The sequence below is a fragment of the Micromonospora sp. CA-248260 genome, assembly GCF_050942205.1.
Taxonomy (GTDB): domain Bacteria; phylum Actinomycetota; class Actinomycetes; order Mycobacteriales; family Micromonosporaceae; genus Micromonospora; species Micromonospora antibiotica.
The window spans coordinates 5,433,685-5,459,172 of the sequence record NZ_CP192021.1; the positions used below are offsets into that span (position 1 = coordinate 5,433,685).

At 71.7% G+C, this 25,488-nt stretch carries 27 protein-coding genes; 13 read left to right on the forward strand and 14 right to left on the reverse strand.

The features are described from left to right. Nucleotides 1-20: 20 nt before the first annotated feature. Both ACQP2H_RS23250 and serS read left to right on the forward strand, forming a co-directional pair. Entirely contained in the window at nucleotides 21-1,112 is a 1,092-nt protein-coding gene (locus ACQP2H_RS23250; RefSeq protein ID WP_433228860.1) for a MerR family transcriptional regulator, read from the forward strand. Between the two features lie 861 nt (nucleotides 1,113-1,973). Beyond that, a complete protein-coding gene (gene serS, locus ACQP2H_RS23255) occupies nucleotides 1,974-3,260 on the forward strand; it encodes a serine--tRNA ligase (RefSeq protein ID WP_219464149.1) in 1,287 nt (428 codons plus the stop codon). Between the two features lie 139 nt (nucleotides 3,261-3,399). Here the strand turns inward: serS and ACQP2H_RS23260 are convergent, their stop codons facing one another. The 4 genes from ACQP2H_RS23260 to ACQP2H_RS23275 are packed head-to-tail and all read right to left on the reverse strand — an operon-like array spanning nucleotide 3,400 to nucleotide 8,130. Then, the gene (locus ACQP2H_RS23260; protein WP_363822686.1) at nucleotides 3,400-4,254 is read right to left on the reverse strand and encodes a cytochrome c biogenesis CcdA family protein; all 855 of its coding nucleotides are present in this window, start codon (nucleotides 4,252-4,254) and stop codon (nucleotides 3,400-3,402) included. After that, nucleotides 4,254-4,883, reverse strand: a complete 630-nt coding sequence (locus ACQP2H_RS23265; RefSeq protein WP_433228863.1) for a redoxin domain-containing protein — start codon at nucleotides 4,881-4,883, stop codon at nucleotides 4,254-4,256. Before ACQP2H_RS23265 ends, ACQP2H_RS23260 begins: the two co-directional genes overlap by 1 nt. Nucleotides 4,884-4,942: 59 nt before the next feature. Next, a complete protein-coding gene (locus tag ACQP2H_RS23270; RefSeq protein ID WP_208568893.1) occupies nucleotides 4,943-6,409 on the reverse strand; it encodes an NADH-quinone oxidoreductase subunit NuoF family protein in 1,467 nt (488 codons plus the stop codon). Beyond that, nucleotides 6,406-8,130: a hypothetical protein gene (locus ACQP2H_RS23275; protein WP_433228865.1), complete on the reverse strand. Its 1,725-nt coding sequence runs from the start codon at nucleotides 8,128-8,130 to the stop codon at nucleotides 6,406-6,408. The genes ACQP2H_RS23270 and ACQP2H_RS23275 overlap by 4 nt, the downstream gene beginning before the upstream one ends. 351 nt (nucleotides 8,131-8,481) lie before the next feature. Here ACQP2H_RS23275 and ACQP2H_RS23280 point away from each other — a divergent pair, with 351 nt between their 5' ends. Together ACQP2H_RS23280 and ACQP2H_RS23285 are read left to right on the forward strand one after the other, a co-directional pair. Continuing rightward, nucleotides 8,482-9,369 carry a L,D-transpeptidase gene (locus ACQP2H_RS23280; protein ID WP_433228867.1) on the forward strand — a complete coding sequence of 296 codons (888 nt, stop codon included), beginning with the start codon at nucleotides 8,482-8,484 and terminating at the stop codon, nucleotides 9,367-9,369. Nucleotides 9,370-9,607: 238 nt separating this feature from the next. Beyond that, a complete protein-coding gene (locus tag ACQP2H_RS23285) occupies nucleotides 9,608-10,453 on the forward strand; it encodes an alpha/beta hydrolase (protein WP_219464157.1) in 846 nt (281 codons plus the stop codon). 69 nt (nucleotides 10,454-10,522) lie between these two features. On the opposite strand, the gene ACQP2H_RS23290 is transcribed toward ACQP2H_RS23285, so the two are convergent. Then, complete coding sequence (locus ACQP2H_RS23290; RefSeq protein ID WP_208568889.1) at nucleotides 10,523-10,777, reverse strand: hypothetical protein; 255 nt, start codon at nucleotides 10,775-10,777, stop codon at nucleotides 10,523-10,525. After that, entirely contained in the window at nucleotides 10,774-11,088 is a 315-nt protein-coding gene (locus tag ACQP2H_RS23295) for a DivIVA domain-containing protein (protein ID WP_219464159.1), read from the reverse strand. The genes ACQP2H_RS23290 and ACQP2H_RS23295 overlap by 4 nt, the downstream gene beginning before the upstream one ends. 362 nt (nucleotides 11,089-11,450) lie before the next feature. Between ACQP2H_RS23295 and ACQP2H_RS23300 the strand changes: the two genes are divergently transcribed. From ACQP2H_RS23300 to ACQP2H_RS23315, 4 genes are all read left to right on the forward strand, one after another. Continuing rightward, on the forward strand, nucleotides 11,451-12,329 hold the full coding sequence (locus tag ACQP2H_RS23300) for a helix-turn-helix domain-containing protein (RefSeq protein ID WP_219470269.1): 879 nt from the start codon (nucleotides 11,451-11,453) through the stop codon (nucleotides 12,327-12,329). Continuing rightward, on the forward strand, nucleotides 12,322-12,522 hold the full coding sequence (locus tag ACQP2H_RS23305; protein WP_219464161.1) for a DUF397 domain-containing protein: 201 nt from the start codon (nucleotides 12,322-12,324) through the stop codon (nucleotides 12,520-12,522). The genes ACQP2H_RS23300 and ACQP2H_RS23305 overlap by 8 nt, the downstream gene beginning before the upstream one ends. A gap of 174 nt (nucleotides 12,523-12,696) precedes the next feature. Further along, nucleotides 12,697-13,428 (forward strand): NPCBM/NEW2 domain-containing protein, encoded by a 732-nt coding sequence (locus ACQP2H_RS23310; RefSeq protein WP_219464162.1) that lies wholly within the window; start codon nucleotides 12,697-12,699, stop codon nucleotides 13,426-13,428. A gap of 87 nt (nucleotides 13,429-13,515) precedes the next feature. After that, a complete protein-coding gene (locus ACQP2H_RS23315) occupies nucleotides 13,516-13,779 on the forward strand; it encodes a DUF397 domain-containing protein (RefSeq protein ID WP_433233643.1) in 264 nt (87 codons plus the stop codon). Here ACQP2H_RS23315 and ACQP2H_RS23320 read toward each other — a convergent pair. The 7 genes from ACQP2H_RS23320 to ACQP2H_RS23350 form a co-directional block, all read right to left on the reverse strand. Beyond that, a complete protein-coding gene (locus tag ACQP2H_RS23320; RefSeq protein WP_219464164.1) occupies nucleotides 13,760-14,170 on the reverse strand; it encodes a hypothetical protein in 411 nt (136 codons plus the stop codon). The genes ACQP2H_RS23315 and ACQP2H_RS23320 overlap by 20 nt on opposite strands. Next, complete coding sequence (locus ACQP2H_RS23325; RefSeq protein ID WP_145921196.1) at nucleotides 14,167-14,448, reverse strand: hypothetical protein; 282 nt, start codon at nucleotides 14,446-14,448, stop codon at nucleotides 14,167-14,169. Before ACQP2H_RS23325 ends, ACQP2H_RS23320 begins: the two co-directional genes overlap by 4 nt. Nucleotides 14,449-14,491: 43 nt before the next feature. Continuing rightward, nucleotides 14,492-14,902 (reverse strand): hypothetical protein, encoded by a 411-nt coding sequence (locus ACQP2H_RS23330; RefSeq protein ID WP_357535561.1) that lies wholly within the window; start codon nucleotides 14,900-14,902, stop codon nucleotides 14,492-14,494. Beyond that, nucleotides 14,895-17,060 (reverse strand): ATP-binding protein, encoded by a 2,166-nt coding sequence (locus tag ACQP2H_RS23335; RefSeq protein ID WP_433228872.1) that lies wholly within the window; start codon nucleotides 17,058-17,060, stop codon nucleotides 14,895-14,897. Before ACQP2H_RS23335 ends, ACQP2H_RS23330 begins: the two co-directional genes overlap by 8 nt. 93 nt (nucleotides 17,061-17,153) lie before the next feature. Next, entirely contained in the window at nucleotides 17,154-17,693 is a 540-nt protein-coding gene (locus tag ACQP2H_RS23340; protein WP_357535565.1) for a DUF6879 family protein, read from the reverse strand. A 1-nt stretch (nucleotide 17,694) separates the two neighbouring features. Then, entirely contained in the window at nucleotides 17,695-17,895 is a 201-nt protein-coding gene (locus tag ACQP2H_RS23345; protein ID WP_208568880.1) for a hypothetical protein, read from the reverse strand. 202 nt (nucleotides 17,896-18,097) lie between these two features. Continuing rightward, nucleotides 18,098-20,242, reverse strand: a complete 2,145-nt coding sequence (locus tag ACQP2H_RS23350; RefSeq protein WP_433228874.1) for a prolyl oligopeptidase family serine peptidase — start codon at nucleotides 20,240-20,242, stop codon at nucleotides 18,098-18,100. Nucleotides 20,243-20,440: 198 nt separating this feature from the next. Between ACQP2H_RS23350 and ACQP2H_RS23355 the strand changes: the two genes are divergently transcribed. After that, entirely contained in the window at nucleotides 20,441-21,568 is a 1,128-nt protein-coding gene (locus ACQP2H_RS23355; protein WP_357535571.1) for a site-2 protease family protein, read from the forward strand. Here ACQP2H_RS23355 and ACQP2H_RS23360 read toward each other — a convergent pair. Further along, on the reverse strand, nucleotides 21,565-22,431 hold the full coding sequence (locus ACQP2H_RS23360; protein WP_208568877.1) for an AraC family transcriptional regulator: 867 nt from the start codon (nucleotides 22,429-22,431) through the stop codon (nucleotides 21,565-21,567). The two genes, ACQP2H_RS23355 and ACQP2H_RS23360, sit on opposite strands and share 4 nt — an antisense overlap. 195 nt (nucleotides 22,432-22,626) lie before the next feature. Here ACQP2H_RS23360 and ACQP2H_RS23365 point away from each other — a divergent pair, with 195 nt between their 5' ends. Genes ACQP2H_RS23365 through ACQP2H_RS23380 form a run of 4 tightly spaced genes read left to right on the forward strand, consistent with a single transcriptional unit; the run spans nucleotide 22,627 to nucleotide 25,411 of the window. After that, nucleotides 22,627-23,100 carry a helix-turn-helix domain-containing protein gene (locus tag ACQP2H_RS23365; protein ID WP_219464170.1) on the forward strand — a complete coding sequence of 158 codons (474 nt, stop codon included), beginning with the start codon at nucleotides 22,627-22,629 and terminating at the stop codon, nucleotides 23,098-23,100. After that, nucleotides 23,076-23,603: an ImmA/IrrE family metallo-endopeptidase gene (locus ACQP2H_RS23370; protein ID WP_219464171.1), complete on the forward strand. Its 528-nt coding sequence runs from the start codon at nucleotides 23,076-23,078 to the stop codon at nucleotides 23,601-23,603. The genes ACQP2H_RS23365 and ACQP2H_RS23370 overlap by 25 nt, the downstream gene beginning before the upstream one ends. After that, nucleotides 23,524-24,786 (forward strand): MAB_1171c family putative transporter, encoded by a 1,263-nt coding sequence (locus ACQP2H_RS23375; RefSeq protein WP_219464172.1) that lies wholly within the window; start codon nucleotides 23,524-23,526, stop codon nucleotides 24,784-24,786. Before ACQP2H_RS23370 ends, ACQP2H_RS23375 begins: the two co-directional genes overlap by 80 nt. A 13-nt stretch (nucleotides 24,787-24,799) precedes the next feature. After that, entirely contained in the window at nucleotides 24,800-25,411 is a 612-nt protein-coding gene (locus ACQP2H_RS23380; protein ID WP_308290878.1) for a hypothetical protein, read from the forward strand. Nucleotides 25,412-25,488 lie beyond the last annotated feature (77 nt).

Below are 25,488 nucleotides of genomic sequence, written 5' to 3' on the forward strand. Positions count from 1 at the left end.
CTGGTGGAGGCGACAGCATCATGGGCGTGGAGAGCGAACTGCTGAGTATCGGCGAGCTGGCCCGGGCCAGTGGCCTGACGGTCAGCGCGTTGCGGTTTTACGACCGGTGCGGGGTGCTGACGCCGACGCTGGTCGACCCGGTGAACGGTTACCGCTGGTACACCGACGCGCAGGTGACGCCGGCCCGGCTGGTGGCCGGGCTACGTCGGGTCGGTATGCCGCTGGTCGAGATCACCGCCGCGCTGCGGCTGCGGCACGAACCCGCGCGGGTGGGGCGGTTGTTCGACGCCCACCTACGCCGGTTGGAGGACGGTCTCGCCGACGCCCGCCGTGAACTCTCCCGGGTCCGCACCCTGATCGATCCCGAGGAGTACCCGATGACCACCACGATCGTGCTTGCCCGCGCCGACCTGGCCGCTGCCGTCGACGCCGTCCGGTTCGCCGTCGGCACCGACCCCGACCTGCCGATGCTCACCGGTGTGCTGTTGGACGTGGAGTCCGACGGCGTACGACTGGTCGCCACCGACCGGTACCGGATGGCGTTGGCCCGGGCCGGCGGTCGGGTGGACGGCCCGCCGGTGCGGGCGCTGCTCCCGGCGGCGGCGGTCGACGAGTTCCGGGCCCTGCTGGATGCCGACACGCAGGAGCAGGCGCACCTGACGCTCGCCGGGGGCCGGGTCGCCGTCACCGTCGCCGGTGCCGTGGCCAGCTCGGCGGTGTTGCCGTACGAGTTCACCGACTACCGCCGGCTGCTGCGCCGACCGGCGGACGCACCGGCCCGGCAGGTCCCGGTCGACGTGGCGAGGCTGCGCGCCGCGCTGCGGGCCGGTACCCCCACGGTCACCCGGGTGCACGAGGGGGTGCCGCTGCCGGTGACCGTGCTCGGGGTGGACGACCACGACGGGCTGCGCCTGGTCGACGCGACCGAACTGGCCGGGCCGGACCGGACCGACCTGCTGGTCGGCGTGAACGGGGACTTCCTGCTCGATGCCCTGGAGGCTGCCGGTGGCCCGCAACTGATGCTGGAACTCGACGGCCCGATCGCCCCGCTGGCCGTCCGGCGGCCCGGTGACGAGGACACCTTCTCCATCCTGATGCCGATCCGCCTCTGACGGTCATGGGCCGGCCGGCCGGCAGCCCAGCCGGCGTTCCGCGTCGGCCTCGGACCCAGCGGGTCCGGTCCCACACCGGCCGCACCCCGTTTCGCCTCGCCCCGGCGCAGCACGATCAGGTGCCGGGCGGTCGCCGGGTGACCCGCCTCGGCACCGGGCCTGCCGGAGAGTGACCCACGTCGGGCACCGGGCCCGCCGGTGCGCCATCGACGGACAACGACACCCCACCATTACGGAGGGTAGCTACAACCCTCCCCCCACCTACTCCCCTGTGCACGCTTTGCTCTGCTGCCACCGAAGCAACAGGCACGGCGGGTAACCGTCGCGCCGGTGGCAGCAGAGCAAAGCGTCGGAGTGGGGGTGGTGAGGGGTGGCGAGTCGATGCGGCATTTGAGCAGCTCAGAGGGGATCTGCCGCTGGAAGCCCATCCGGGCACGGTAAGAACAACACCCCAAGGATCACCCAGAGTGACAAAATGGGGGTCGGCGTCGACTCATCACCGTAAGTCACCGCTCGGGTCGACGGCGTCATCTGTCGGGATCGGACCGGACGACCGGGCCCCTGCGGCGCGGCCGGCCGGCGGTCCCACCGGCGCGGACACGACCGCTCCGGGGACGGCGGTCAGCGCGGCACCGGCCGGACAGCACCCCGGCCACACCACGCACGGCAGCGCCGATCGGACCCGTGGGACCGGTGGGGCCAGAGCAGCGCCGATCGGACCGGTCGGGCCAGCAGCACCGATCGGGCCGGTGGGGCAGCGCGGGTGAGGCCATGCCTCCGGCCGGGGCCGGATGGCGGCAGGCGCGACGGTAGCATCGGAGGGTCCCACCCCGACCGCCTGGACGGAGCGTACGGAGCAGCATGCTCGACATGGAGTTGATCCGCAAGGATCGCGAGGCGGTGGCGACCGCGCTGGCGAAGCGTCTGGCTCCCGCCGAGGTCAATCGGATCCTGGACGAGATCCAGCGACTCGATCAGGAGCGTCGCGCCCTGATCACGGAGATCGACGCCGAGCGGCAGCGCCGCAAGGCCGACGCCCGGGCGTACGCGCAGGCGAAGCGGGCCGGCACCACGCCGGAGTCCGTCGCGCCGGAGGTCGAGCGCAAGCAGCTCGCCGACCTGGAGTCCCAGCTGGACGAGGTGCAGTCCCGGCTGCGCGGCACGATGAGCGAGCTGCCCAACCTGCCCGCCGACGACGTGGTGCCCGGCGGCAAGGAGGCCAACCGGGTGGTGAAGGCCTTCGGCGAGCCCCCGGTCATCGAGAAGATCCGCGACCACGTGGAACTGAGCCGCGCACTCGGCCTGGTCGACCACGAGCGCGGCGTCAAGCTCGGCGGTTCGGGCTTCTGGATGTACACCGGCCTGGGCGCCCGGCTGGAATGGGCGCTGATCAACTGGTTCATCGACGAGCACGTGCGGGCCGGCTACGAGTTCCTGCTCCCGCCGCACCTGCTGCTGGACACCGCCGGCTTCGCCGCCGGCCAGTTCCCGAAGTTCTACGACGACGTCTACCACCTGGACCGGGAGTCCGCCCCGCGCGGGCAGTTCCTGCTGCCCACCTCGGAGACGGCCATCCTCGGGGCCTACCAGGACGAGATCCTGGAGACGTCGAAGCTGCCGCTGAAGGCGTTCGCGTACACCCCCTGCTACCGCCGCGAGGCGGCCGGCTCGCACTCCGACGAGCGCGGCACCGTGCGTGGGCACCAGTTCAACAAGGTGGAGATCTTCCAGTTCACCCTGCCGGAGCAGGCAGACGCGGCGCTGGAGGAGATGCTCGCCCACGCGGAGAGCCTGGTCGAGAAGCTGGGCCTGCACTACCAGCGCAGCCTGCTGTCCGCCGGTGACGCCAGCGCGTCGATGAAGAAGACCCTCGACATCGAGGTGTGGATGCCGAGCACCGGCAAGTACAAGGAGGTGTCGTCGGTCTCGTGGGCCGGTGACTACCAGGCCCGCCGGGCCGCCATCCGCTACCGCGAGCCGGGGGGCAAGCAGACCCGGTTCGTGCACACCCTCAACGGGTCGGCGCTGGCCACCAGCCGGCTCTTCCCGGCCATCCTGGAGCAGTTCCAGCAGCCCGACGGCTCGGTAGTGGTGCCCGAGGTGCTCCGCGACCGGCTCGGCACCGACCGGCTCACCCCGCTGCGCTGAGGCTCGCGGTGCGGGGCGGGGCCTCCGGGCCACCGCCCCGCACCACACCCACCCGGCCCGCCGCACACCCGGCCCGCCGCACACCCGACCGACATCGGCCAGCCGCGCACCAGCCCGGCGGGGTCACCGGCCGGTTGTCTCACACCCGTTCGGTGTCACCGGTCCGGGTACGGCTGCGGTGCAGCAGCGCCGCCACCGCGAGCAACCCGAGCAGCAGCCCGGCGAGCACCACCGGCCCGGCCGTGTCCAAGGCCGTCACCAGCATCCGTTGGACCCGGGCCGCACCTACCACCACCGGGTCGCCGAAGGCGTCGTGCCGACCCTGGGCGAGCCGGACCTCGTACCAGCCGTACCAGGCGACGTAGCCGCCGGCGACGAGCAGCACCAGGCCACTGAGGCGGGGCACCCAGGCGCCCGCCCCGCGCAACCCACTCACCACCCGCCCGCGCAGCAGCGCCACGCCGAGCGCCGCCACCGCCACCACCAGACCCATCCCGAGCGCGTACGCGACGAACAGCGCCAGCCCGCGCAGGGTCGAGCCGGCCTGGAGGCTGGTCACCACGATCGCCAGGAACGGCGCGATCGAGCAGCTCAGCGACGCCAGCGCGTACGCCATGCCGAACAGCGCCATGGACGGCAGCGAGCGGGTCAGCCGGGGCGCGCGGGCCGACGGACGCGGGGTGGGCAGGCGGCGTCCGGCGAGCAGCCACAACCCGAGCGCCAGCAGGCCCAGCCCCAGGGTCACGGTCAGCCACGGCAACCGTGGGCGCAGCCAGTCGGCCAAGGGTGCCACGGCCAACCCGAAAGCCCCGAACACCACGACGTACCCACAGGTCAGGCCGGCCGCCGCGGTGAGTGCCCGGCCGATCGCGCCGCGGCCGTCCGCGGGCCCGGCGACCAGCAGCGACAGGTACGCCGGCAGCATCGCGAAGCCGCACGGGTTGACCGCGCCGAGCATCCCGGCGGTCAGCGCGAGCAGCAGCGGGCCGGTCATCAGCCGGCCAGGGCGGCGACCCGGCGGGTCAGGTCCTCACCGTCGAGGAAGCCCTGGTGGACGACCTTCCCCTCCCGATCGATGATCAGGAAGGTGCTCTGTTCGACGATCTCGAAGCGCCGCCACAACGCGCCGGCCCGGTCGTCGATCTGCGTGGTGCCGCCGAGTTCGAACTCGGTGACGAAGCTGCGCATCGCCTTCTGCTCGCCGAGGCCGGCCACCCCGACGATCGGCACGGTGTCCCGGTATTTCGGGGCGATCTCGGCGACCGTCCACGCCTGGCTGGCGCAGGTGGCGCACCACGGCGCCCAGAACCAGAGCACCACCGGCCGGCCGGCCAGGGCGGCGGCGGAGAACGCCGTACCGTCGAGGGTCTTGGCGGTGAAGCGCAACGCGTCGGGCACCGGGGCGGGTGCCCCGGTGGTGGCGGGTGCCCCGGTCGGGGTCGGCTCGGCGGGCAGCGGCGACGAGGTGGCGATCGGCACGGCGACCTCGGCGGCCGGTTGCGCCGTCGTCGGCCCGACGGCGCACGCCGAGGCGGCCAGCAGGGTGCCGGCCAGGGTGGCGGCGACGGCGAGCCGGACGGCCGGTCGGCCAACCGGCCGGGTCCTGGGGTACGACGACCGCATCCGAATCTCCTCTCGGTGGTGCTACGTGACCCCGACGGTGCCGGGTGACCTCGACGGTGCTACTTGACCTCGACCAACCGCAGCGCGAGCTCGGGGCAGACCTTGACGGCCTTCATCGCCCCCTCCTTCAGCCAGGTCGGCACGGGGGTGGGCGGGAAGGCGGGGTAGCCGTTGCCGTCGAGCCGGATGAAGTCCGGTACGACGTGGGCGCAGAGTCCGTGCCCGTCACAGCGGGACCAGTCCAGGGTGAGCATCTTCGGGTTGGCGTCGGGGGCACCGGGCAGCCCCATCACGCCCTTGACCCGTTTGCCGCACCCCTCACCGGTGGTGTGCTGCCGCAGGTCGTCGGCGAACACCTCCATCGCGGAGAGCGCGAAACGGGAGGTGCCGTCGGGGTGGCTGCACGCGCCCCGGCCCTTCACGTCACCGGCGGCGGCCCGCACGACCTCCACCGGGGCGCTGCCGGAGACCGCCAGGTCGACGGCGCGGGCCAGGTCGGGCAGGCCCCGCTTGCACGGCCCGCACTGGCCGGCGGACTCCCCGGCCAGGTAGCGGACCACCTGGGCGGCTTCGCCGAGCGGGCAGGTGTCGCGGCCGAGCGGGATGATGATGCCGGCGCCGAGGGTGCCGCCGACGCTGGTGAGGCTCTTGCGGGTGATCTCCGCCCGCTGCGCCGCCTCCCAGGTGATCCAGCGGCCGTGGTAGCCGCCCATCAGGATGCCCGGCCCCTCCGGCACCTCGCACAGTTCGAGGATGTCCCGTAGCGGGGTGCCGGCGGCGCACTCCACCACGGCGGCGCGTTTGGCCTGGCCGGTCACGGTGAGCAGGACGGTGCCCGGCTCGTCGTCGGTGCCGAGCGCCGCGTACTCGTACGGGCCGAGCCGGGCGGCGATGGCCACCTGGGCGTACGTCTCGGCGTTGGACAGCAGGGTGGGCAGGTTGCGTACGCCCGAGTCGCTGGACCGCTTCTTGGTGCCCGGCGGGATGTGCGGCAGTCCGTTGATCCCGTTGACCAGTGCGCCGCCCTCGCCGGAGATGAACCGGTGCGGCACGGTGACGATGGTGGTGGGGACCGGCATCCGACGTTCGGCGAGTGCCTCGGTGAGCGAGTCCCGGCCGATCAGGTCGTCGGCGACGCAGAGCACGATCTCCTCGGCGTCCAGCGCGTAGGCGGACAGGGCGGCACCGTCGAGGATCAGGTGCGGGGCCCGGGTGAGCAGCACCTTGTCCTTCCAGCTCGCCGGTTCCCCCTCGGTGGCGTTGACCACCACCACGGCGGGCAGGTCCTGCCGTTCACAGGACTCCAGCACCGCCTTGAACTTCCGGTAGAACGGGAAACCCGCGCCGCCCTTGCCCTTGAGCTGGATGGCCTCGGCCAGTCGGAGCAGGTTGGCCGGTTCCATCGGGCCGATCGGGCCGTGCACCGTCTCGTGTGCCATCAGGTCCAGCCGACCGAACTCGGCGAAACCGGCGGTGAGCCGGGGCTCGCCGATGCAGGCGACCGGGGGCACCTTGGTCCGCATCACTTGGCTTCACCGCGCAGCCCGGCCCAGTACGCCCCGTCGACGGCGTCCGCGTTGGCTTTGCCCTTGCGCCGGCTGCGGCCGTCGCCGGTGGCCTTGCGGGCCCGCCGGGAGGCCAGGTCGACCAGGGTCGGGGTGTCGTCGACCGGGATGTCGTCGGCGACGTAGCGGGCCGGCGGACGCCAGTAGTCCGGCTCCTCGGGCACGTCCGGCTCGACGCTGTGCCGGCCGGAGCCGCTGCGCGGGGCGGCGGAGATGGGTTCGGCCGAGACGGGCCGGCTGGACTCCCACCGGTTCGGGCTGTCCCACGGCTCCTCGGGCTCCTCGGTGCGCCGCCGGGGCGGGGCCGAGTAGCGGGCGGCCAGGTCGTCGTCGTCGCGTCGGGCCCGCCGACCGGTGGAGACCGGGGCGATATCCTCGTCCTCGTACCGGGACCGGCGGGTGCCCGACACGGGGGCCACGTCCTCCTCGTACCGGGACCGGCGGGTGCCCGACACCGGGGCGACGTCCTCCTCGTAGCGGGACCGGCGGGTGCCCGACACGGGGGCCACGTCCTCCTCGTACCGGGACCGGCGGCCACCGGAGACCGGGGCGACGTCCTCGTCGCGGCGGCGACTGCCGGACACCGGCGCGACGTCCTCCTCGTAGCGGGCGCGGCGACTGCCGGACACCGGGGCGACGTCCTCCTCGTAGCGGGACCGGCGACTGCCGGAGACCGGGGCGACGTCCTCGTCGCGGCGGCGGGGCCGTTCGTCGCGTTCGTCGCGCTCGACGGTGCGGCGTCGGGCGGCCGGTTCCAGGTCACGCTCGCGGCGGGGGGCCGACGTCTCCCGGGCGGGTCGGCCGCCCCGGACGGGTTCCCGCAGGGTGCCGGGCTCGGGCACCACCGGAACGGTGAACCGCTCGGGGTCACGACGCCGGGCAGTGCCGGTCGGCGCGTTCCAGGACGGGGTCAGGGTGGTCTCGGCCCAACCGGTCCGGCTGTCCTTGGTCTCCTCCTCCTTTTTACGGCCGAGGCCACTGAGCAGCGTCCGCCCCTTGCCCTCGTCGGTCGCCTTGGCGGTCATCGCCTTGTTCAGCGCGGCGGCCTGCTGCTGCTCACGGGTGCGCTTGCCGAGGTAGACCGACAGCCGCACCATCAGCGCCACCACCACCAGCAGCACGCACGCCAGGTAGCTGAGCACCACCCAGGACTTGGCGGCGCGGCCGGCGTTGAGGCCGTGGAACAGGGCGAACGGCCAGGAGAGGTACGCCAGGGAGTGCAGGCTGCGCCAGAACCACTTGGGGCCGACACCGGCGAAGCGGACCCGGACGATGCCGGTCCAGAACACGCTCACCATGAGGAACGCGGCCACCGTGCCGAGACCGACGTAGAGCCCGCTGCCGCCGATGAACGGGACCACGGCGTCGGTGGGGCCGGCCCGACCGATCGCGATCTTGGTGATGACGTGGAACACCAGGCCGGCGACACCGAGGACACCGGTGGCCCGGTGCGCCGACTGGAGCAGCACCCGGTGCCGGATCATCAGGACCAGCCGGTCGGTGGCGAGCAGGCCCATCATCACGGTGAGGCTGAGCGCCACCAGGGCGACCACCCCGGCGAAGAACTCGGTGAAGAAGAACCCGTACGCGTACATCACCGAGCCGTTGCCGGTCATCTCGACACCGGCCCAGAGCAGGCCCAGCGCGGACGCCACCATCAGTGCCAGCACGGATTTCGACACGGTCCGGACACCACGGCTACTGGTGGAGGTCCGGACGGTCGCGGCCTTCTCGTTCTGCTTTGCCCGGGCCATCTGCTCCTCGATCGTCTAACGGCGGCGCCACCACCGGCCGACCTTGCTCCCACCTCCAGTACGGACCTCCGGCGCGTACGGATCAGTGCGGGTGGTGAAAATTCTCGGTGGATTGTCGAACCACCCCGGCCCGGCGCACGTGTAGCCCCCGGCGCACCGCGTCGACGGCGCACCGGCGCAGCGACGACCGTCCATCCGTTGACCGGTGGCGCCCCGTCGGGCGAACCTGTCCGGACGATTCACGCCGACCGGAAGCTATGCACCCGTTAGTCTTTGTTTGTGCTGTTTGACCGAATGATCGACCGGTGGGGGCGGGGTCCGCTCGCCGCCGTCGTCGGCGTACCGGCGCTGCTGGTGCTGGCCCTGCTGGTCGGCGCGGCGCTGCGGTACGACGCACCCGCACCGACCCGCCGGGCCGCCCCGCCACCGACCGCGACCGCCGCCCCGGCCGAGGACGAGACCGTGCCGCCCGCCGCACCGGCCCCCGCCGGGCTGCCGGTGATCGACTACGATCCGGCACCCGCCGGCTTCCCGGCCGACCCGCGCCCGCTCGACGTGACCCCGTTGACCGAGGGGCTCACCCCGACCCGGAACATCGCCGCGTACGACGCCCCCGGCGGACGCCCCCGCGCCCTGCTCGCCCCCACCATCAACGGTGTCGAGCTGACCATGCCGGTGGTGGAACGCCGGACCGGCTGGACGGCGGTCCTGCTGCCCTCGGCGAGCCGCCGACTGGCCTGGCTGCCGGCGGGCGGCTGGACCCCGGTGGCCCTGCGCGACCAGCTCGTGGTGCAGCGGCGGACCCACCGGCTCACCTGGTACCGGCACGGCAGCCCGCAGCACACCTGGCCGGTCAGCCTCGGCCTGCCCGGCCAGGAGACCCCGCTCGGCCGGACCTTCATCCTCGGCACCACGCCCCCGCCCGAGCCGGTCTACGGCGGGGTGGACGTCTTCGCCCTCGGCGCGATCCCCGACGACCTGGACGCGGTGCCCACCGGCCTCAAGGGCGCACACATCGGCCTGCACACCTGGCAGGACGACGACACCCTCGGCGAGAACGTCACCAACGGCTGTATCCGGCTGACCCGCACCGCCCAGCAGACCCTCCTCGACGAGGTCCGCCCCGGCACCGAACTGGTAGTCGTCGACACCCTCCCCACCTCCTGAGCCAGCGCACCGCCGCCCCCGCCGCCTCGCCGCCTCCGCCGGCCCCGCCGCCCCCGCCGCCTCGCCGCCCCCGCCGCCCCCGGTGATCAAGAGGTTTGCGTCAAAATCTGGCCGTCGGATGACGCAAACCTCTTGATCACCGGGCGTATTCGGGCCCGCCGGATGGGGTGGGGGCATTGCGGGGTAGGAGGTGGGTATGCGGCCGGGGTTGGGGGTGGGTGAGGTCGGGGAGGACGGCATGGGGAACACGTCGAATGCGCGGGTCGACACGGTGGTGCTCGTGCACGGGCTGTGGATGACACCACGTAGTTGGGAGGGGTGGGTCGAGCGGTACGAGGCACGCGGGTTCCGGGTGCTCGCCCCGGCCTGGCCGGGCTTCGACCGGGAGGTGACCGCGCTGCGCGCCGACCCGGGCACGATCGCCGGCACCACCCTGCGGCAGGTGATCGACCACTACGCGGCGGTGATCCGTGAGCTGCCGAGCCCACCGATCGTGATCGGCCACTCGTTCGGCGGGCTGGTCGCCCAGGTGCTGGCCGACCGGGGGCTCGGCGCGGCCACCGTGGCGGTCGCGTCCGCGCCGGTCAAGGGGGTGCTCCGGCTGCCGATCAGCACGCTGCGGGCGTCGTACCCGGTGCTGCACAGCCCGGTCAACCGGCACCGGGGGGTGCAGATCAGCCCGGACGAGTTCCGGTACGCCTTCGGCAACACCCTCCAACCGGACGACTCCGACCGGGCCTGGCGGCGGTACGCCGTACCGGCCGCCGGGCACGTGCTCTTCGAGGGGGCGTTCGCCAACCTCGACCCGCACTCCGCCGCGACCGTCGACACCGGGCGCGACGACCGCCCGCCGCTGCTGCTGATCGCCGGTGGCGAGGACCATGTCGCCCCGCCGTCGCTGGTGAAGGCGAACGCCGGGCTCTATCAGAAGTCGCGGGCGGTGACCGCGTACCACGAGTTCCCGGGCCGCTCCCACTTCACGGTGGGTGAGCCGGGCTGGGAGGCGGTCGCCGACCACGCCCTGGACTGGGCGGTGCGGATGACGCGGACCCCGGCGACGGCGGGCAGCGCACCCCGCCGCTGAGCCGGACGGCACCGCAGCGTCACGGCCGGTCGGCCCGGACGCGCGGCACCGCCCCTCACCGGAGCCCGCTCACCGCCACCCGCGCCGCCGGGAGCACTCGCCGTCGTGGTCGGGGCGGAGCAGGCAGCGCCGACCACCGGAGAGCAGCCGGTCACAGAACACCCAGTGGCGGACGTTCTGGTCGTCCTCGACGGAGACGGTGGTGCCGCCCGGGTCGGTCTGCGGCAGGACGTGCGTCCAGTGCGCCACCACCCGGGCCAGCCGCTGCGCGGAGAGCAGATCGTCGGTGACCACCGGCAGGTGGATGACGAAGCGCCCGGTCACCGGTCCCACTCCCGCTCGTTGCGGCCGTGCGCCCGCTCGGCTTGCAGCTGGCACAGCGCGATCCTGACCCGGCCGGCCTCCCGCCGGCTCTGCCGCAGCGCGTCGTAGGCGGCGGCCAGCTCACCGGCGACCTGGTCGAGGAACTCCCGCACCTCCTGCGGGTCGAGCCCGCGCCGCCCGAACCGCGCCGGCCGGAACCGCCGCTCCCGCACCTGCCACGGCAACAACCGATTGGGTACGCCCGGACGACGCCCCACCGACGCCGGCAGCGGTCGTCGGCTCTCCGGAATCCGGCGGAAGAAGTCACGCATGACGGAACCTGCCTCTCCTGACGATCGACCCGGGCGGGGGTGGGTCCACCGGCCCGCCGCGCACCGGCGGACCCACCCCGTGCACCCGCCGTCGCAGCGCTCACCAGCCACCCGACAACGGGGATCAGATGGCCGCTGAGCAGCGGGAACTTCCCAGCGACCGCCGAAGCAGTCAAACACCGGAAGCCACTGATTGCAACGTCTCAATTGCGCTGCGCGACCGCACGGCTAGCTATAGACACGCACTCTGTGTAATGTGTCCATTACTGCGGAGACGCGGGGCCGTCGAAAATGGACGGGAGGGTGTTCAGGCCAGCCGAGCCGGGAGGACGATGGTGTCACAATCCGTGACCGGGACGACGATGCTCCGCCGCCAGATCGGGCGGAAGTTCGAGTCGTTGCGCAGGGCGGCCGGGCTGACGATGGAGCAGGCCGCCGAGCAGTTGGACCGGGCACGGGCCACCCTGCACCGGATCGAGAACGGTGCCGAGCACGTCCGCTACCGGCAGGCCGACGTGCAGCAGATGCTCGACCTCTACGGTGCCTCCACCGAGGACAGCGAGTTGCTCCTGGCCATGACGGCGGCCACCCGGGAGAACAAGAACTGGTGGCACGACTACGTCGGCTCCGGCCTGCCCCGCTGGTTCCAGCTCTACATCGGACTGGAATCGGCCGCATCACACATCCGCCAGTACGAGGCCGAGTTGGTCCCCGGCCTGCTCCAAACCCGCGCCTACGCGGAACATGTCTCCCGACTCCCCAGCGGCGGGATCGACACCAGCGACGACGAGACGCATCAGCGGGCTGTTCAACTTCGGGTGGAGCGACAGGCGTTGCTCATCCGGTTCTCCCCGCCGCAACTCAGCGTGATACTCAACGAGGCCGTGCTACGTCGGCCGGTGGGCAGCAAGGAGATCATGGCTGAACAGCTTCATCAGATCATCAAGGCCGCAGAACTACCCAACGTCACCGTAAGAATGATGGAATTTTCTGCCGGACTACACGCCGGAATGACGGCTGGAAGCTTCTCGATGCTGGAGTTTCCGCAGGACGCCACCGGCAGGGAGGTGGAGCCGCCCGTGACCTACATCGAGTCCGCGACGGGGGCGATCTACCTGGACAAGCCGCACGAGACGGCCGTGTACGGCGCTATCTGGGCCGACATGACGAGCCGTGTCCTCAATGAGTCCCGGTCAATGAGCCTGATCCACCGAATAGCAGAGGAGCACTCCCGTGCCTGACCTGACCGGTGCCGTCTGGCGCAAGTCCACCCGCAGCAACGCTGGCGGCAACTGCGTCGAGGTCGCCGACAACATGCCCGGCGTCGTCGGACTCCGCGACAGCAAGGACCCCACCGGCCCAGTCCTCACCTTCGCACCCCGAACGTGGACGCGTTTTCTGGCGAGCCTCAAGCAGCAGCCGCCCCGGTACTGAAAGGGACACCGCACAGACCGGGCTGCCCTGCCCCCGATCTGGTGCCGGTGCGCGACGCGGATGGCGTCAGCTTTGCGACACCCACCTCGACACGCCAGACCGAACGGCACACAATCGGCCGCCCCGACCTGCATAGGTGAGGGCACGTCGAATTCGCCGCCCGGAAGGTGCACCGTGTCACGCTACTTCGGCTGGGTCAAGGATCATCAGAAGTTGGCTCTCGCCGGAGTCATCATCGGCGCGGCGAGCCTCTTGGTGGCGACACTCGGCTTTGGGCGTGATCTGTTCGGCATCGAATTCTCGCAGGCCAGCCATCCCGCACCTACCTCAGCGGCCGGGCCGAGTCCTTCCGCGTACCTGACGCCGCCGGCTTCCGAGGACCCGACCTCCGACATCTCGGAGAGCCCGAGCGATGAGGCGCGTCCCACGCCCACCGAGACGGTCGACCCCACACCCACGCCGGAGGACAGCCCTGAGGAAGTCTCGGTCCGCTACCTCGACGAACTCGACGCGGAGGACCGCAACGGGGGTTATGTCAAAGGGCTGGTGACCATGGGCAACAAACCCTACGACCGGAGCATCGAACTCAGCTGCAACGGCACCAGCACCTACTTCGTCTTTCCCGTCGCAGGGATGCGGACCCTCGACTTCTGGCTGGGCATCGACGACAACACCCCCGGTGCCTCCGGGCTGGTCGCCGACGTGGCCTTCTACCGGGACAGCGGAGGACAGCTCGACAGCAACAAGGTGGCCAAGCTGGGGCCCGCCACCCATGTCAAGGTCGATATCACCGGTACCACCCAGTTGAAGATCCGCTGCACCGGCCGGAATGCCAACTCGGGCCGTCAGGCCAACGTGGCCCACGTCGCCTTCGGCAAGGCGGTGCTCACCGCTTCCCCGCGCTGACCGGTACCGTCTGGCGCAAGTCCACCCCGCAGCAACAACGGGACCGACTGCGACGAGGTCGCCGACGACCCTTCCGGAATCGCCGGGCTGCACGACAGCGAGGACCCAACCGGCCCCACCTCCACCTTCACACCCCCGGCGTGGACGCGCCTCCTGACGAGCACCGCGCTCAAAGAGACCGGACCGTCCCGGCTGCACCAGCACAGGCCAAGCCTGACTGACCGTTCGACCGTGTCGGCCTACCCGCCGGGCAGGCCGGCACGCGCCGTCACCGCCGGCACCCGCTCGCTGTCGTGGTCGGGCCGGCGCAGCGAGCACTTTCCCGGGAACGTCAGTCCCAGGTCTCGCTGATGTCGAGGATCTCCATTCCCGGGGGCAGCGCCGGCGTCAGGGCCTTCGGATCCCGGGTGACCAGATAGCAGCGGTAGAGCACGGCGGTGGTGACGGCATGCGCGGCATCCAGCGACACCTGTGTACGCGCCGCCAGCCGCGCCACCCGCCGGCTCGTCGCGGCATCGTAGACGGCCACCTGAATGTCACGGTCCTCGGTGAACAGCAGGTCGAGCAGGGCGGCGGAGGCGGTACCCGCCAGTTCGAGCTGTGCCTGCCCGAGGCAGAGCGCGGGTACCCACAGCTGCTGCTCCGGGTCCTCCTCGGCGAGGGTGAGCATGGCACCGGGCTCGACGCTGGTTCCCGAGGCGTAAGCGAGCAGCGCAGAGGTGTCGAGGACCAGGCCGTTCACGCCGCGGCGCTTCCGTCCTCGTCGAACTGGCGAAGCCATTCGAGATTCCGGGCATGCTGCTCGTCACTGATCGGTGGCAGAGCTGCCAGACGACTCCTCGTCGATTCCACGTCGTCGTCGGTGACGACGTAACCGAGCTGCGCCCAGCGCGCCCGGAGGTCGTCCGCCCGCATCTTCCGACGGAGGACTCCCGCGATGAAACCGGACGTGTTGCCCTGGGTGCGTTCGACGTAGGCGGCCACGTCGTCGGGCAAGCTGATGGTGATACGGCGAGTCATACTCTCAGCATAACTGCTGCATACCGACGATCGGCCCATCACGTCATGACGCGCCGTCACCACCACGTGCGGGCATCCCCACGTGCACCCCGCCGGAGATGTCGCGCGCCTGCACCACCGGGCCGGTGACCTGACCCGACACCGTGTTCGTCACCGCGTCGGCCCGTACGGTCGTCGGCTGGAAGGTCTCCCAGCGGCGGCGCAGCTCCTGGTCGAAGTCCGGATCACGGGCGGCGGCGTCGCCCAGTGCCCGACGCAACTCCACGGCCCGGTCGTCGCCCTCGGCGGATGTGGGCTCGGCGACGAGCGAGGCCCGAAGCTCCCGGTGGCCGGCCGCCTTACGGCGAACGAGATGCATCAGCGACGCGAGGGCCTCCCTGCCCGCATCGGTCAGGCCCTCGACGGCACGGGTCGACAGTGCCACGGCGATCGCCGTGAGAATCGGGTCATCCATCCCGCTCCCCCTGGTCAGTTGAGGTGTCGTGGTGGTCGAGGGCGGCCAGGCGTCGTCGTACGTCCGCCGCGAGGGGGTCGTCGAGTTCCAGCAGCGTCAGCAGCGCGTCGGCCAGGGCTTCGCGGGCGGCGTGCGGCTGGTGGAGCTGGAGGTGGGCGTCGCCCTCGTACGCGCGGGCCAGGGCGGCGTGCCGGCGGTCACCGAGTTCGCGGAACAACGCGGCGGCCGAGGTCACCGCCGCCAGCGCCGGCGCGGGCTCACCGGTGTGCAGCAGCGTCTGCCCCCGGTGGAGCGCGACGAGCCCCTGACTCCACCGGTTGCCCAGCCGCTCGAACACCGTCATCGCGTCGTCGTACGAGACGAGGGCCTCAGCGAAGCGACCGGCGCCACGTTGCGCGTTGCCGAGGCTCATCAGGGCCAGTCCGGTGCCGCGTTCCTCGCCCGACTGGCGGAAGGTCCGCAGCGCCTCCCGGGCGTAGCGGGTCGCCTCGGGGAAGTCTCCCCGGTCCTCGTCCACCAGGCCGCATCCGCGCAGGGCGTACCCGGTGGTCCACGCGTCCCCGACCTCCCGTGCCGCGTGCAGCGAACCGGCGTAGCAGCGCCCGGCCTCGTCGAGGTCGCCCCGGTCCCACCAGGCGTCGCCGAGGCTGAGCAGCAGCCATCCTTCGGCACGACGGTCGCCGAGGTGACGGGCGCAGTCCAGACCCGCCAGGTGGCTGTCGATCCACGCCTTCCAGTAGGACCTACGCTCGAAGAAGGCCATGCTGGCGAGCGCGATCTGCCAGCCGAGCCGGTGATGGCCCCACTCGGGCGCGGCACGGATGACGTCGAGCAGGTTGAGCCGTTCGTGTTCGCACCACCGCAGCGCGTCGTCGAGCGTCGCGTCGGGTGGGACGTCGACGTCGGGCAGGGGCCGGCCCTGCGGAAGGATCGCCCGGTAGGCCGCATAGGTGTGGTGCAGATACCACCTCAGCAGCCGCTCCCGGGCGGCGTGGACGGCCTCCGGGCTCTCGTCGAGGGTCGCTCGCTCCATCGCATACAGCCTCAGCAGATCGTGCAGGCGGAACCGGTGCGGTCCGCTGCGGGTGAGCAGGTGCAGTCCGACAAGCGAATCGAGGTGGCGACGCGTGACCGAGGGGGCGAGCCCGGTGAGGCGGACCGCCGCGTCGAGCGCGATGTCGGCTCCGGGGTGCAGGCCGACCAGCCGGAACACCCGGGCCGTCTCGGCGGCCAGTGCCTGGTAGGACCAGGAGAAGACCGTCCGGACGGCCGACAGGTCGTCCTCCTCGACGGCCAGCGCGTCGAGGCGGCTCTCCTCGGCGGTCAACTCCTCCACCAACTCGGCGAGCGGCCGTTCCTCGTCGAGCCGGGCGCGGTCGGCGACGATGCGTAGTGCGAGTGGCAGATGGGAGCAGAGTTCGATCAGCCGGTCCACCATCTCGGGTTGCCGGTCCACCCGATCGGCACCGACAGTCACCCGGAGCAGCCGGGTCGCGTCGTGGCTCGACAACACGTCCAACACCGCCCGGATGGCGCCGTCGCGGACGGTCAGCCCCGACAGCCGGCTGCGGCTCGTGATGATCACCATGCAACTCGGTGCGGCGGGGAGCAGTGGCCGCACCTGCTCGGCGGTGGCGGCGTTGTCGAGCAGGATCAGCATCCGCCGGCCGGTGGTCAACGACCGGTAGAGCGCGGTGCGGTCGTGCAGGTCGCGCGGCACCTTCTCGGCGGGCACGTCCATCGCCCGGAGGAATCCGTCGAGGGCCTCGTGCGGGGTCAGCGGCGGAACGGCGTCATATCCGCGCAGGTTGATGTAGAGGTCACCGTCGGGAAAACGCTCCCGTACCCGGTGCGCCCAGTGCACGGCCAGCGCCGTCTTGCCCACCCCGGCGCTGCCCGAGATCGTGGAGATCGTGACGACGGGCAACCGCGACTTGTCGGTGATCAACTCAACCTCGTCGAGGAGCGAGTCGAGTTGCTGAATGTGCACCTCGCGGTCGATGAAACCCTTGGTCGCGGGTGGCAACTGCCGGGGCGACGGCAATGGCGTCTCCGTGACCGCACGCAGGTTCACGTTGCCCTGAATGAGCCCGGCCTGGATCACCGCCCCGCTGCGGCCGGAAAAATCGTTGTCCACCCGGCCCCGGTCGTCACTCATGACACCGTCTAATGGGGAATCGACGGGCCGGGAGAGCGCCGATCGCATTGACGTCCGGCAGTCCGTGTCGACCCCGCAACATCGTGGTGCCGATCAGGCCGCTGCCGCGACGGTGGGCGGCAACGCCGAGAAGGGGATGGCCCTCGTCCAGGCCCGGTCGCGGCACTGGCAGTGCTTCAACACCTCGGCCGGATCTTCGGTGGTGCTGAAACCCACGAACTGGTCGTCGTCGGTGAAGTGCAGGAACGCGACCAGTTGCGAGTCGAACAACCAGAAGTCGTACTGCGGCAGCGCCAGCTCGGTCGCCCGGCGGCGGTCGAGGTAGCGGATGTCCTCGCCCGCCGCGATGTTGTGGGGCGTCACCGACATCTCGAAACGCAGGTAGTCGCTCGGTGGCTCGTCGACGACCCGCACCCGCTCCACCCGCTTGCCCTTCGCCGTCTCGGCCCGCATCAGGTCGAGCCACGACCGCAGCCATCCGACGCCCGGGTCTCCCCCGGCGAGAAAGACCTGGAACGGCTCGTCCTCGGACGGCACGCCGTACGACCGGCGGACCTCCAGCTTGAAAGCGGCGTGGTGGAAGTCCTCGAAGAGGCGCTGGAACGTGGCGGGGTCGGTGACGAGCGACCCCATGTCAGTCTTTCTGCTCGAACCAGGACATCAGTGCCCGGGGCACGACGACGAAGGTCTCGTCGGGCAGCACGTCCCGCAGCTGGGCGAGCGCCTCCGGATCGGTCAACCGGTAACCCTGCACCACGATGTCACCGTCGTCGGTCTCGTACAGGCTCGGGCACGAGCCCGAATTGCTGGAAGTAGCGAGGAATTTTATCTTCACGGTCCCCCCCGAAGTCGACAACTACAGATAGTAGTCAACCGGGTACCGCAATTCAATAGGAGCCCACCCATCGAGTCGCCTCGCCGACAAACGTGAATAATGTCGAGGAAACTAATTCATCTCAATCGCGGAAGTCCCGTGCCCGCCGATGTCGATGGTCTCTATTCCCGCAAAGTGAGGGATCGCCCCGTCAACACAGCCGTCACCGGCCACCCAGCCGTTGCCACAGAAAGCGCCACGTCAACGCCGACAGGAACGCCCGCTGCTCGTTGTTGCTCGCCGCGCCGTGCCCACCCTCGACGTTCTCGTAGTACGCCACGTCGTGACCGTGCTCGCGCAGCAGGGCCGCCATCTTCCGGGCGTGCCCCGGGTGCACCCGGTCGTCGCGGGTCGAGGTGACGAACAGGACCGGCGGGTACGTCACCCCGGGCCGCACGTTGTGGTACGGCGAATAGTCCCGCAGGTAGGCCCAGTCGGCCGGATCGTCCGGATCGCCGTACTCGGCCATCCAGGAGGCCCCGGCGAGCAGCAGGTGGTAGCGGCGCATGTCCAGCAGCGGCACGTTCGCCACCACCGCGCCGACCAGCGTCGGGTAGCGGGTCAGCATCGCCCCCATCAACAGGCCGCCGTTGCTGCCGCCCTCGATGCCGAGCTTCTCCGGGGTGGTGATCCCCCGCGCCACCAGGTCGGCGGCGACGGCGGCGAAGTCCTCGTACGCCCGGGGGCGGTTCCCGCGCAGCGCCGCCCGGTGCCACTGCGGGCCGTACTCCCCGCCGCCCCGGATGTTCGCCACCACGTAGCTGCCGCCCCGGGCCAGCCAGGCCCGGCCGACGACCCCGTCGTAGTGGGGCGTCAGCGAGATCTCGAACCCGCCGTACCCGGTGAGCAGGGTGGGCCCGGCGGACGCCGTCGGGTCGCCGACCACGGAGTAGGGCACCCGGGTCCCGTCGGCGGAGGTGGCGAAGAACTGGCGCACGGCCAGGCCGCTGGCGTCGAAGAACGCCGGCTCCTGCTTGAGGGTCTCGACCGGGCCGCCGATCCGCCCCAGCCGCAGCGTCGCCGGCCGCAGGTGGCCGGTCGAGGCGATCAGGTAGTCGTCGCCGACGTCGGGGTCGGTGTCCACGATCCAGGTGTCGTCGTCGGCCGACACCCCGGCCAGCGGCTCCCGCCGCCACCGGACCCCACCGGCCGCCGCCCCCTGACCGTCGCCGGACCCCGGACCGCCGCACGACCCCGGCCCGCCGGGACCCTGCCGGCCGTCGGGACCAGGCGGGACATCGCGGGCCGGCGGGCCGTCGGGGGTCAGCACCTCCAGCCGCCGGCGTACGTCGACCAGGGTGGCCAGGATCAGGTGGTGCCGGGTCCAGACGTGGTAGCTCAGCGCCGTCCGCTCGTCGGGTTCGAACAGCACGGTGAGGTCGCGATCCCCGGCGAGGAAGTCGTCGAACCGGGCCACCAGCAGCGCCCCGGCGGGGTAGGTGACCCCGGCGACCTCCCACGGCGAGCGCGGCCGGACCAGCAGCCACTGCCGGTGCACGTCCCACCGGGCGTCGTCGGGCACCGGGACCGGAACCTGCCCGCCGTCGGGGGTCAGCAGGAAGCTCCGGGTCCGGTAGAAGTCCAGGCTGCGACCGACGAAGTCACGCTCGAATCCGGGCGTCGGGTCGTGCGAGGCGTACGCGGAGACGTCGTCGACCTGTCCCTCGTACACGATCTCGGCCTCGGCCAGCGGGGTGCCCCGCCGCCACCGGCGGATCACCCTCGGGTAGCCGGAGGTGGTCAGCGAGCCGGGGCCGAGGTCGGTGCCGACGTAGATCCGGTCGGTGTCGATCCAGGTGACGTCGCTCTTGGCCTCGTCGAGGGTGAACCCGTCGGCGACGAAGGCGCGGGTGTCCAGGTCGTACTCGCGGACCACCACCGCGTCCTTGCCGCCCCGGGACAGGCTGACCAGGCAGCGTCGGTGGCCGGGTTTGAGCACCGTCACCCCGCCCCAGACCCAGTTCTCGTCCTCGGCGGCGGCCAGCGCGTCGAGGTCGAGCAGGACGTCCCAGGCCGGCTCGGGCCGCCGGTACTGCGCCAGTGTGGTGCGCCGCCACAGCCCCCGGGGGTGCGCCGCGTCCCGCCAGAAGCCGTAGTAGAACCCGTCGCCACGCCAGCCGGGGTACGGGATGCGGTCGTCGGCGTCGAGCACCTGCCGGATCTCCGCCTGCACTTCGGCGAACGTGTCGTCATCGGTCAGCGCCGCGACGGTCGCCGCGTTGCGCTCGCGGACCCAGCCGGCGGCGTCCGCCCCGTCCAGCTCCTCCAGCCAGCGGTACGGGTCGTCACCCTCATCGATCAGCGTCACCCCTGCCACTATTCCCGACCGGTCAACCCGCACCGGACCGATATCCACCGTGCGACCACGACATGATCACCGCCAGCACCGGCCAGCCCCCTGGGTGACCCGGCCGGCACGGCGGACTGAGCGGTCCCGCCGACGAAACGGTCGTCCCGGGACCTTCCGCCCTGGCATGGGCGCGGCGTCGCCGGGTATGACGGGGGCATGAGGGCGAGCTTCCGGCTTGGCCGGATCGCGGGGGTACCCGTCGGGGTCAACTGGAGCGTCCTGGTCATCTTCGTGCTGATCGCGTGGCTGCTGTCGGCCAACCAGTTCCCCCGCGCGTACCCCGACCGGCCCGGCTGGGCGTACCTGCTGGCCGGGCTCGCGGCGGCGGTGGTCTTCTTCGTCGGCCTCCTGGCCCACGAGGTGTCGCACGCGGTGGTGGCGAAACGCAACGGCCTCCAGGTGGAGGGGATCACGCTGTGGCTGTTCGGCGGCGTCGCCGAGCTGCGCGGCGAGCCCTCCGACCCGGGCGCGGAGCTACGCATCTCCGGGGTCGGCCCGCTGGTCAGCCTGCTTCTCGGGGTCTTCTTCGGGGCGATCGCGGTGCTGCTGGCGCTGGCCGGGCAGGAGGGGCTGCTGCTCGGCTCGGTGTCCTGGCTGGCCGGGATCAACGTGCTGCTGGCGGTGTTCAACATCCTGCCGGCCGCCCCGCTCGACGGGGGCCGGCTGCTGCGCGCCGCCGTCTGGAAGGCCACCGGTGACCGGGCCCGGGCGTCGGTGGTGGCCGCCCGCGCCGGCTGGGTGCTCGGCGTGCTGCTGATCGGCCTGGGCATCTGGCAGTTCCTGGCCGGCTACGGGGTGGGCGGGCTCTGGTTGGCGCTGATCGGCTGGTTCCTGATCGGCGCGGCCGGGATGGAGGAACGCCAGGCCCGGCTGGGCAGCGCACTGACCGGCGTCCGGGTCGGTGAGGTGATGACCCCGCAGCCACAGACCGCCTCGGCGGAGCTGACCGTCGCCGACTTCGTCGACCACTACCTGTTCGCCTACCGGCACACCGCACTGCCGCTGACCGAGAACGGCCGGCCCGTCGGCCTGGTCACCCTGGACCGGGTACGCGGCATCCCGGCCGACCGGCGGGCCGCCACCACCCTGGCCGAGGTCGCCTGCCGGGCCGACGACCTGGTGCTGGCCCGGCCGGAGGAGCAGCTCAACGACCTGCTCCCCCGGCTCAACGAGTGCTCCGACGGCCGTGCCCTGGTGGTGACCGGCGACCAGCTCGTCGGCATCGTCTCCCCCAGCGACATCAGCCGCGCCGTCCAACGCAGCAGCCTGCGCCCCCATCGTTAGCCGGCGGTGCGCTCCACCGGGATCCACAGCTCGGCGTCGGCGTGGGTGCCGCCGGCCGAGATGCGGACGCTGGAGATCTCCGGCCCCGGCCGGCTCCGGTACGGATTCGACGGGAACCACTGGGTGAACACGTCCCGCCACAGGTACTGCACGGCGGCCGGGAACTCCCCGGAGCTCTCGAAGACCGCCCACGTCCCCGCCGGTACGTCGAGCGCGTCCAGGTCGTCCGGCACGTCCGCGCCGGTCACCGCGCCGTACCAGTAGTCCAGCTCGACGCCCTCGGACCGGTCCTCGCCGAGCAGGTCGCTGACGTTGACGATGCCCGCCGGCTCCTGGTCGGACAGGGCCTCGATCCGGGCCGTCGTCTCCGCCGGGATGCCCTTGACGAACGCCACGATCGCCGGATTCATCCCCTCGTGCACCAGGGGCACCCGGGCCCGCTGCCCCACCAGCCGGAACGCCGGCTTCTCCACCACCCGATACCGCATGTTGCCACTCCCTTCGACGACGAGCCGGAAGGACAACCGCTGCTGGGAGTGCAACGCGGCCCCCGTGCGCCGCGCCTCACCCGGCCCGATGCCGTGCATCGCGCGGAACGCCCGGGTGAACGCCTCGGTCGAGCCGTACCCGTGGCGGATTGCGACGTCGAGCAACGTCCGCTCTCCCGCCAGCACCTCGGCCGCCGCGACGGTGAGCCGCCGCCTGCGGACGTACTCCGACAGGGGCATCCCGGCCAGCGCCGAGAACATCCGCCGGAAGTGGTACTCCGAGGTGAGCGTGATCCGCGCCAGGTCCGCCACCTCGATCGGTGCGTCGAGGTGCCGCTCCACGTGTGCCAGGGCCTCGTTCAGCCGGTCCAGCATGGGATTCTCCTTCCGCTTACGTGATCCACGCTAGGCAGCCGGGGGGACGTGGGCCCGACTTCTGTTGCCCGCTGCGGTCGGGTGCCGGGCGAGCCGGCCGGACGACGAACGGGTCCGTCAACTCGACTGGACGGATTTCCGTCAATGCGTCCAATACATTTGACGCGCGGCCGGACAGTTGGAATGATCTGCCGTGTGTTCGAGGAACATCCTGATGAGTTGTTCGCTGCGCGACTCAACCACCTGTTCGAGGTCGCGCGCCGGCCAGGTGGCCTGCGCTGGGAAAACTCCGAGGTGGGGGCCCGCTGCGGGCTGTCCCGCGCCCAGCTGCACAATCTGCGCAATCCCAAGCAGGGCGGCAACCGCAGTCGCGGGCCGACCTGGGAGACCATAAATGCGCTCGCGTCGTTCTTCGAGGTCGAACCGAACTACTTCTTCCTGCCCGCCACCAGCACACCGCAGAGCGACCTGGGTCGCCGGATGGCCGATCTCGAGGTGCAGCACGTGGCGATGAACACCGTCGGCGAGGACCTCGCCCAGGTAAAGGCCACCGTCATTGCCGTGCTGGCCCACATTCAACGGATCGAGGATCAGCTCGGCGGTCACGTGGTGACCGGGGAAGCCGACGGCGTCGACGGGGAACGATGGACCACCGAGCAGCGCGACTGATCGCCGGGCTGACCCTGCCCACCCCCTGGGACCTCACCGCCCTCGTCGGGCAGATCGCCAGGCAGCGGGACCGCCCCGTCCATCTCCTGGCCGTCGAGATGCACGGCGGCGTCCTGCACGGCCTGTGGGTCGCCACGCCACGGGCCGACTACATCGCCTATCCGGCCCGCAGCGGTCCGTTCAAGCAGACCGCGATCGTGTTGCACGAGGTCGCACACATGTGGCTCGGGCACCCCTCGCGGGACCTCGCCGAGCTCGACGGACGGGTCAGCCACCGCCCCTACGACCAACGGCACGAGTTCGAGGCCGACGAGTTCGCCGAGACGATCCTCCGGCGCGCGGCATCACCCCCGGCACCGCCACCCCTGGAACCGGACGACGTACTCCGCGTCATCGACACCTTCGGAACGGGCACCCCCACCGATGATCTTCACCATCCTCGTGGCCTCCGTGGCGCTGTGCGCCGCCGGGTACACCGCCTTCACCCTGCTCGGTGGTCGTGAGCACGGCCCCGCACGCGCCTGGATGGGCGGCAGTCTCTTCTGCCTCGCCCTCGCCCTCGCCACCGTCGCCCCCGGCATAAACGACGCTGTCGACGGCCTGGTCGGGGTTCCCCACGTCAGCCGGCTCATCGCCCACGTCCTCACGGTGTGGGCGGCCATCGCGGTGTCGTGCATGCTCGTGTACTGGACGCGTAGCCCCGAATCCACCCGACGGGCCGTCCGGCGGCGGCTGCTCCTCGCCGGCTCGGCGACCGTCGTCCTCGCGGCGTTGTTCCTGATCGCCCGGACACCCGCCGCGCCGGGCGACTGGTTCGCGACCTACCATCGACGGCCGCCTGTCATGATCTACATGACGCTGTTCGGCGGGATCCTCACCTACGCCCTGATCGACCTGGCCCGCCTGTCGCTGCGCTACGCCACCCGCGTCACCACCCGACCGGTCACCCGCGTCGGTCTGCGCATGTTCGCCGCCGGTGGGCTGATCAGCCTCGGCTACTCGGTCACGATCGTGGCGGTGGCCGTCGCCGGGCAGTTCGGCATCGACGTCGGCACCGCCTGGACGTACGTCACCATGACCAGTCAACTGACCGGCATCGGGCTCATCGCTGCCGGCTCCGCTGTGCCCGGCACCACCGCAGCGGCCTCGGCCGCCCTGCGTCGGGCCCACGACGCACACCAGTGCGAGCGGATGGAGCTGCTCTGGCGGGCGATCGTCCAGGCCCACCCGGCCATCCCCCGACGGCAGCCCCACCCGACGCACTGGTGGGGACGCGGGCTTGCCTGGACGACCAGTTGGCTGGGTGACGGGCGCAGCCTGTCCCGCCGGGTCCTGGAGATCCGCGACGGCTACCTCCAGCTCACCCCGTGGTTCGACGGCGCAGTGCGGGACCGCGCGCTGCAACTCGGCCAACGGGCCGGCATGACCGGAAGTGACCTGATGGCGACCGTGGAGGCCACGGTCGTCGCGGTCGCCCTCGACGCCAAGGCCGCCGGGGACGATCCGGTCGATACCGGCCGGGTCGAGGCCGGGGGGACAGATCTCACCAGCGAGGTGGTCTGGCTGGGCCGGGTGTCGCAGGCCCTGGCACGATCCCCGGTCGTGGTGAGCGTCCGCGCCGGGCAGGCCCACGCCCGCGCCGCCCCCGCCAACGGATCTCCCGCACCGTCCACCACGTCAGAATGAGATAGGGCAGCACGTGACCGAACACGCCACCACCGGCGGCACCCGCACCTCGACGCGGATCGCCCAGGCCATCACCGAGGTACTCCAGCCCGCCGTGTGGGCGGCTGCCATGCCCGTCGTCGTGGCGGTGCTCGCCGCCCGGACCGTCCCCGCCGGCCTCGGTTGGGGAGCGCTCGCGGCGCTGTTCACCGCCGTCGTGCCGTTCGGGGCGATCCTCTACGCCAAGCGCACCGGCCGGGTCACCGACCATCACCTCAGCCGCCGGGAGCAGCGCAGAGGAGTGCTGCTCGTGGGTATCGCATCGGTCGCCGTGGGTCTGGCCCTGTTCGTGGCCCTGGGCGCTCCCCGGCCGCTGATCGCCGTGATCGCCGTGATGCTGGCCGTGCTGGCCGGCACCACCGCCGTCAACCAGGTGTGGAAGATGAGCGCCCACACGGCCGTCTCCGCCGGTGCGTGCACCGTCCTGGTCCTGCTGGTCGGGCCGGCGCTGGCGGTCGGGGTGCTCGTCGTGGCGCTGATCGGTTGGTCCCGGGTGCATCTCGGTGCGCACACCGTCGCCCAGGTGGTCGCCGGCGCGGTCTCAGGGACGGTGCTCGCGGCGGGGTTCTACACGGCTGTCGTCTGAGCCACCCGTCGACAGGTGGCGCGCTGTCCGGGGTGTAGGAGTGTCCCGTGCCGCGACGGGGGTGGGTGCGGGACACT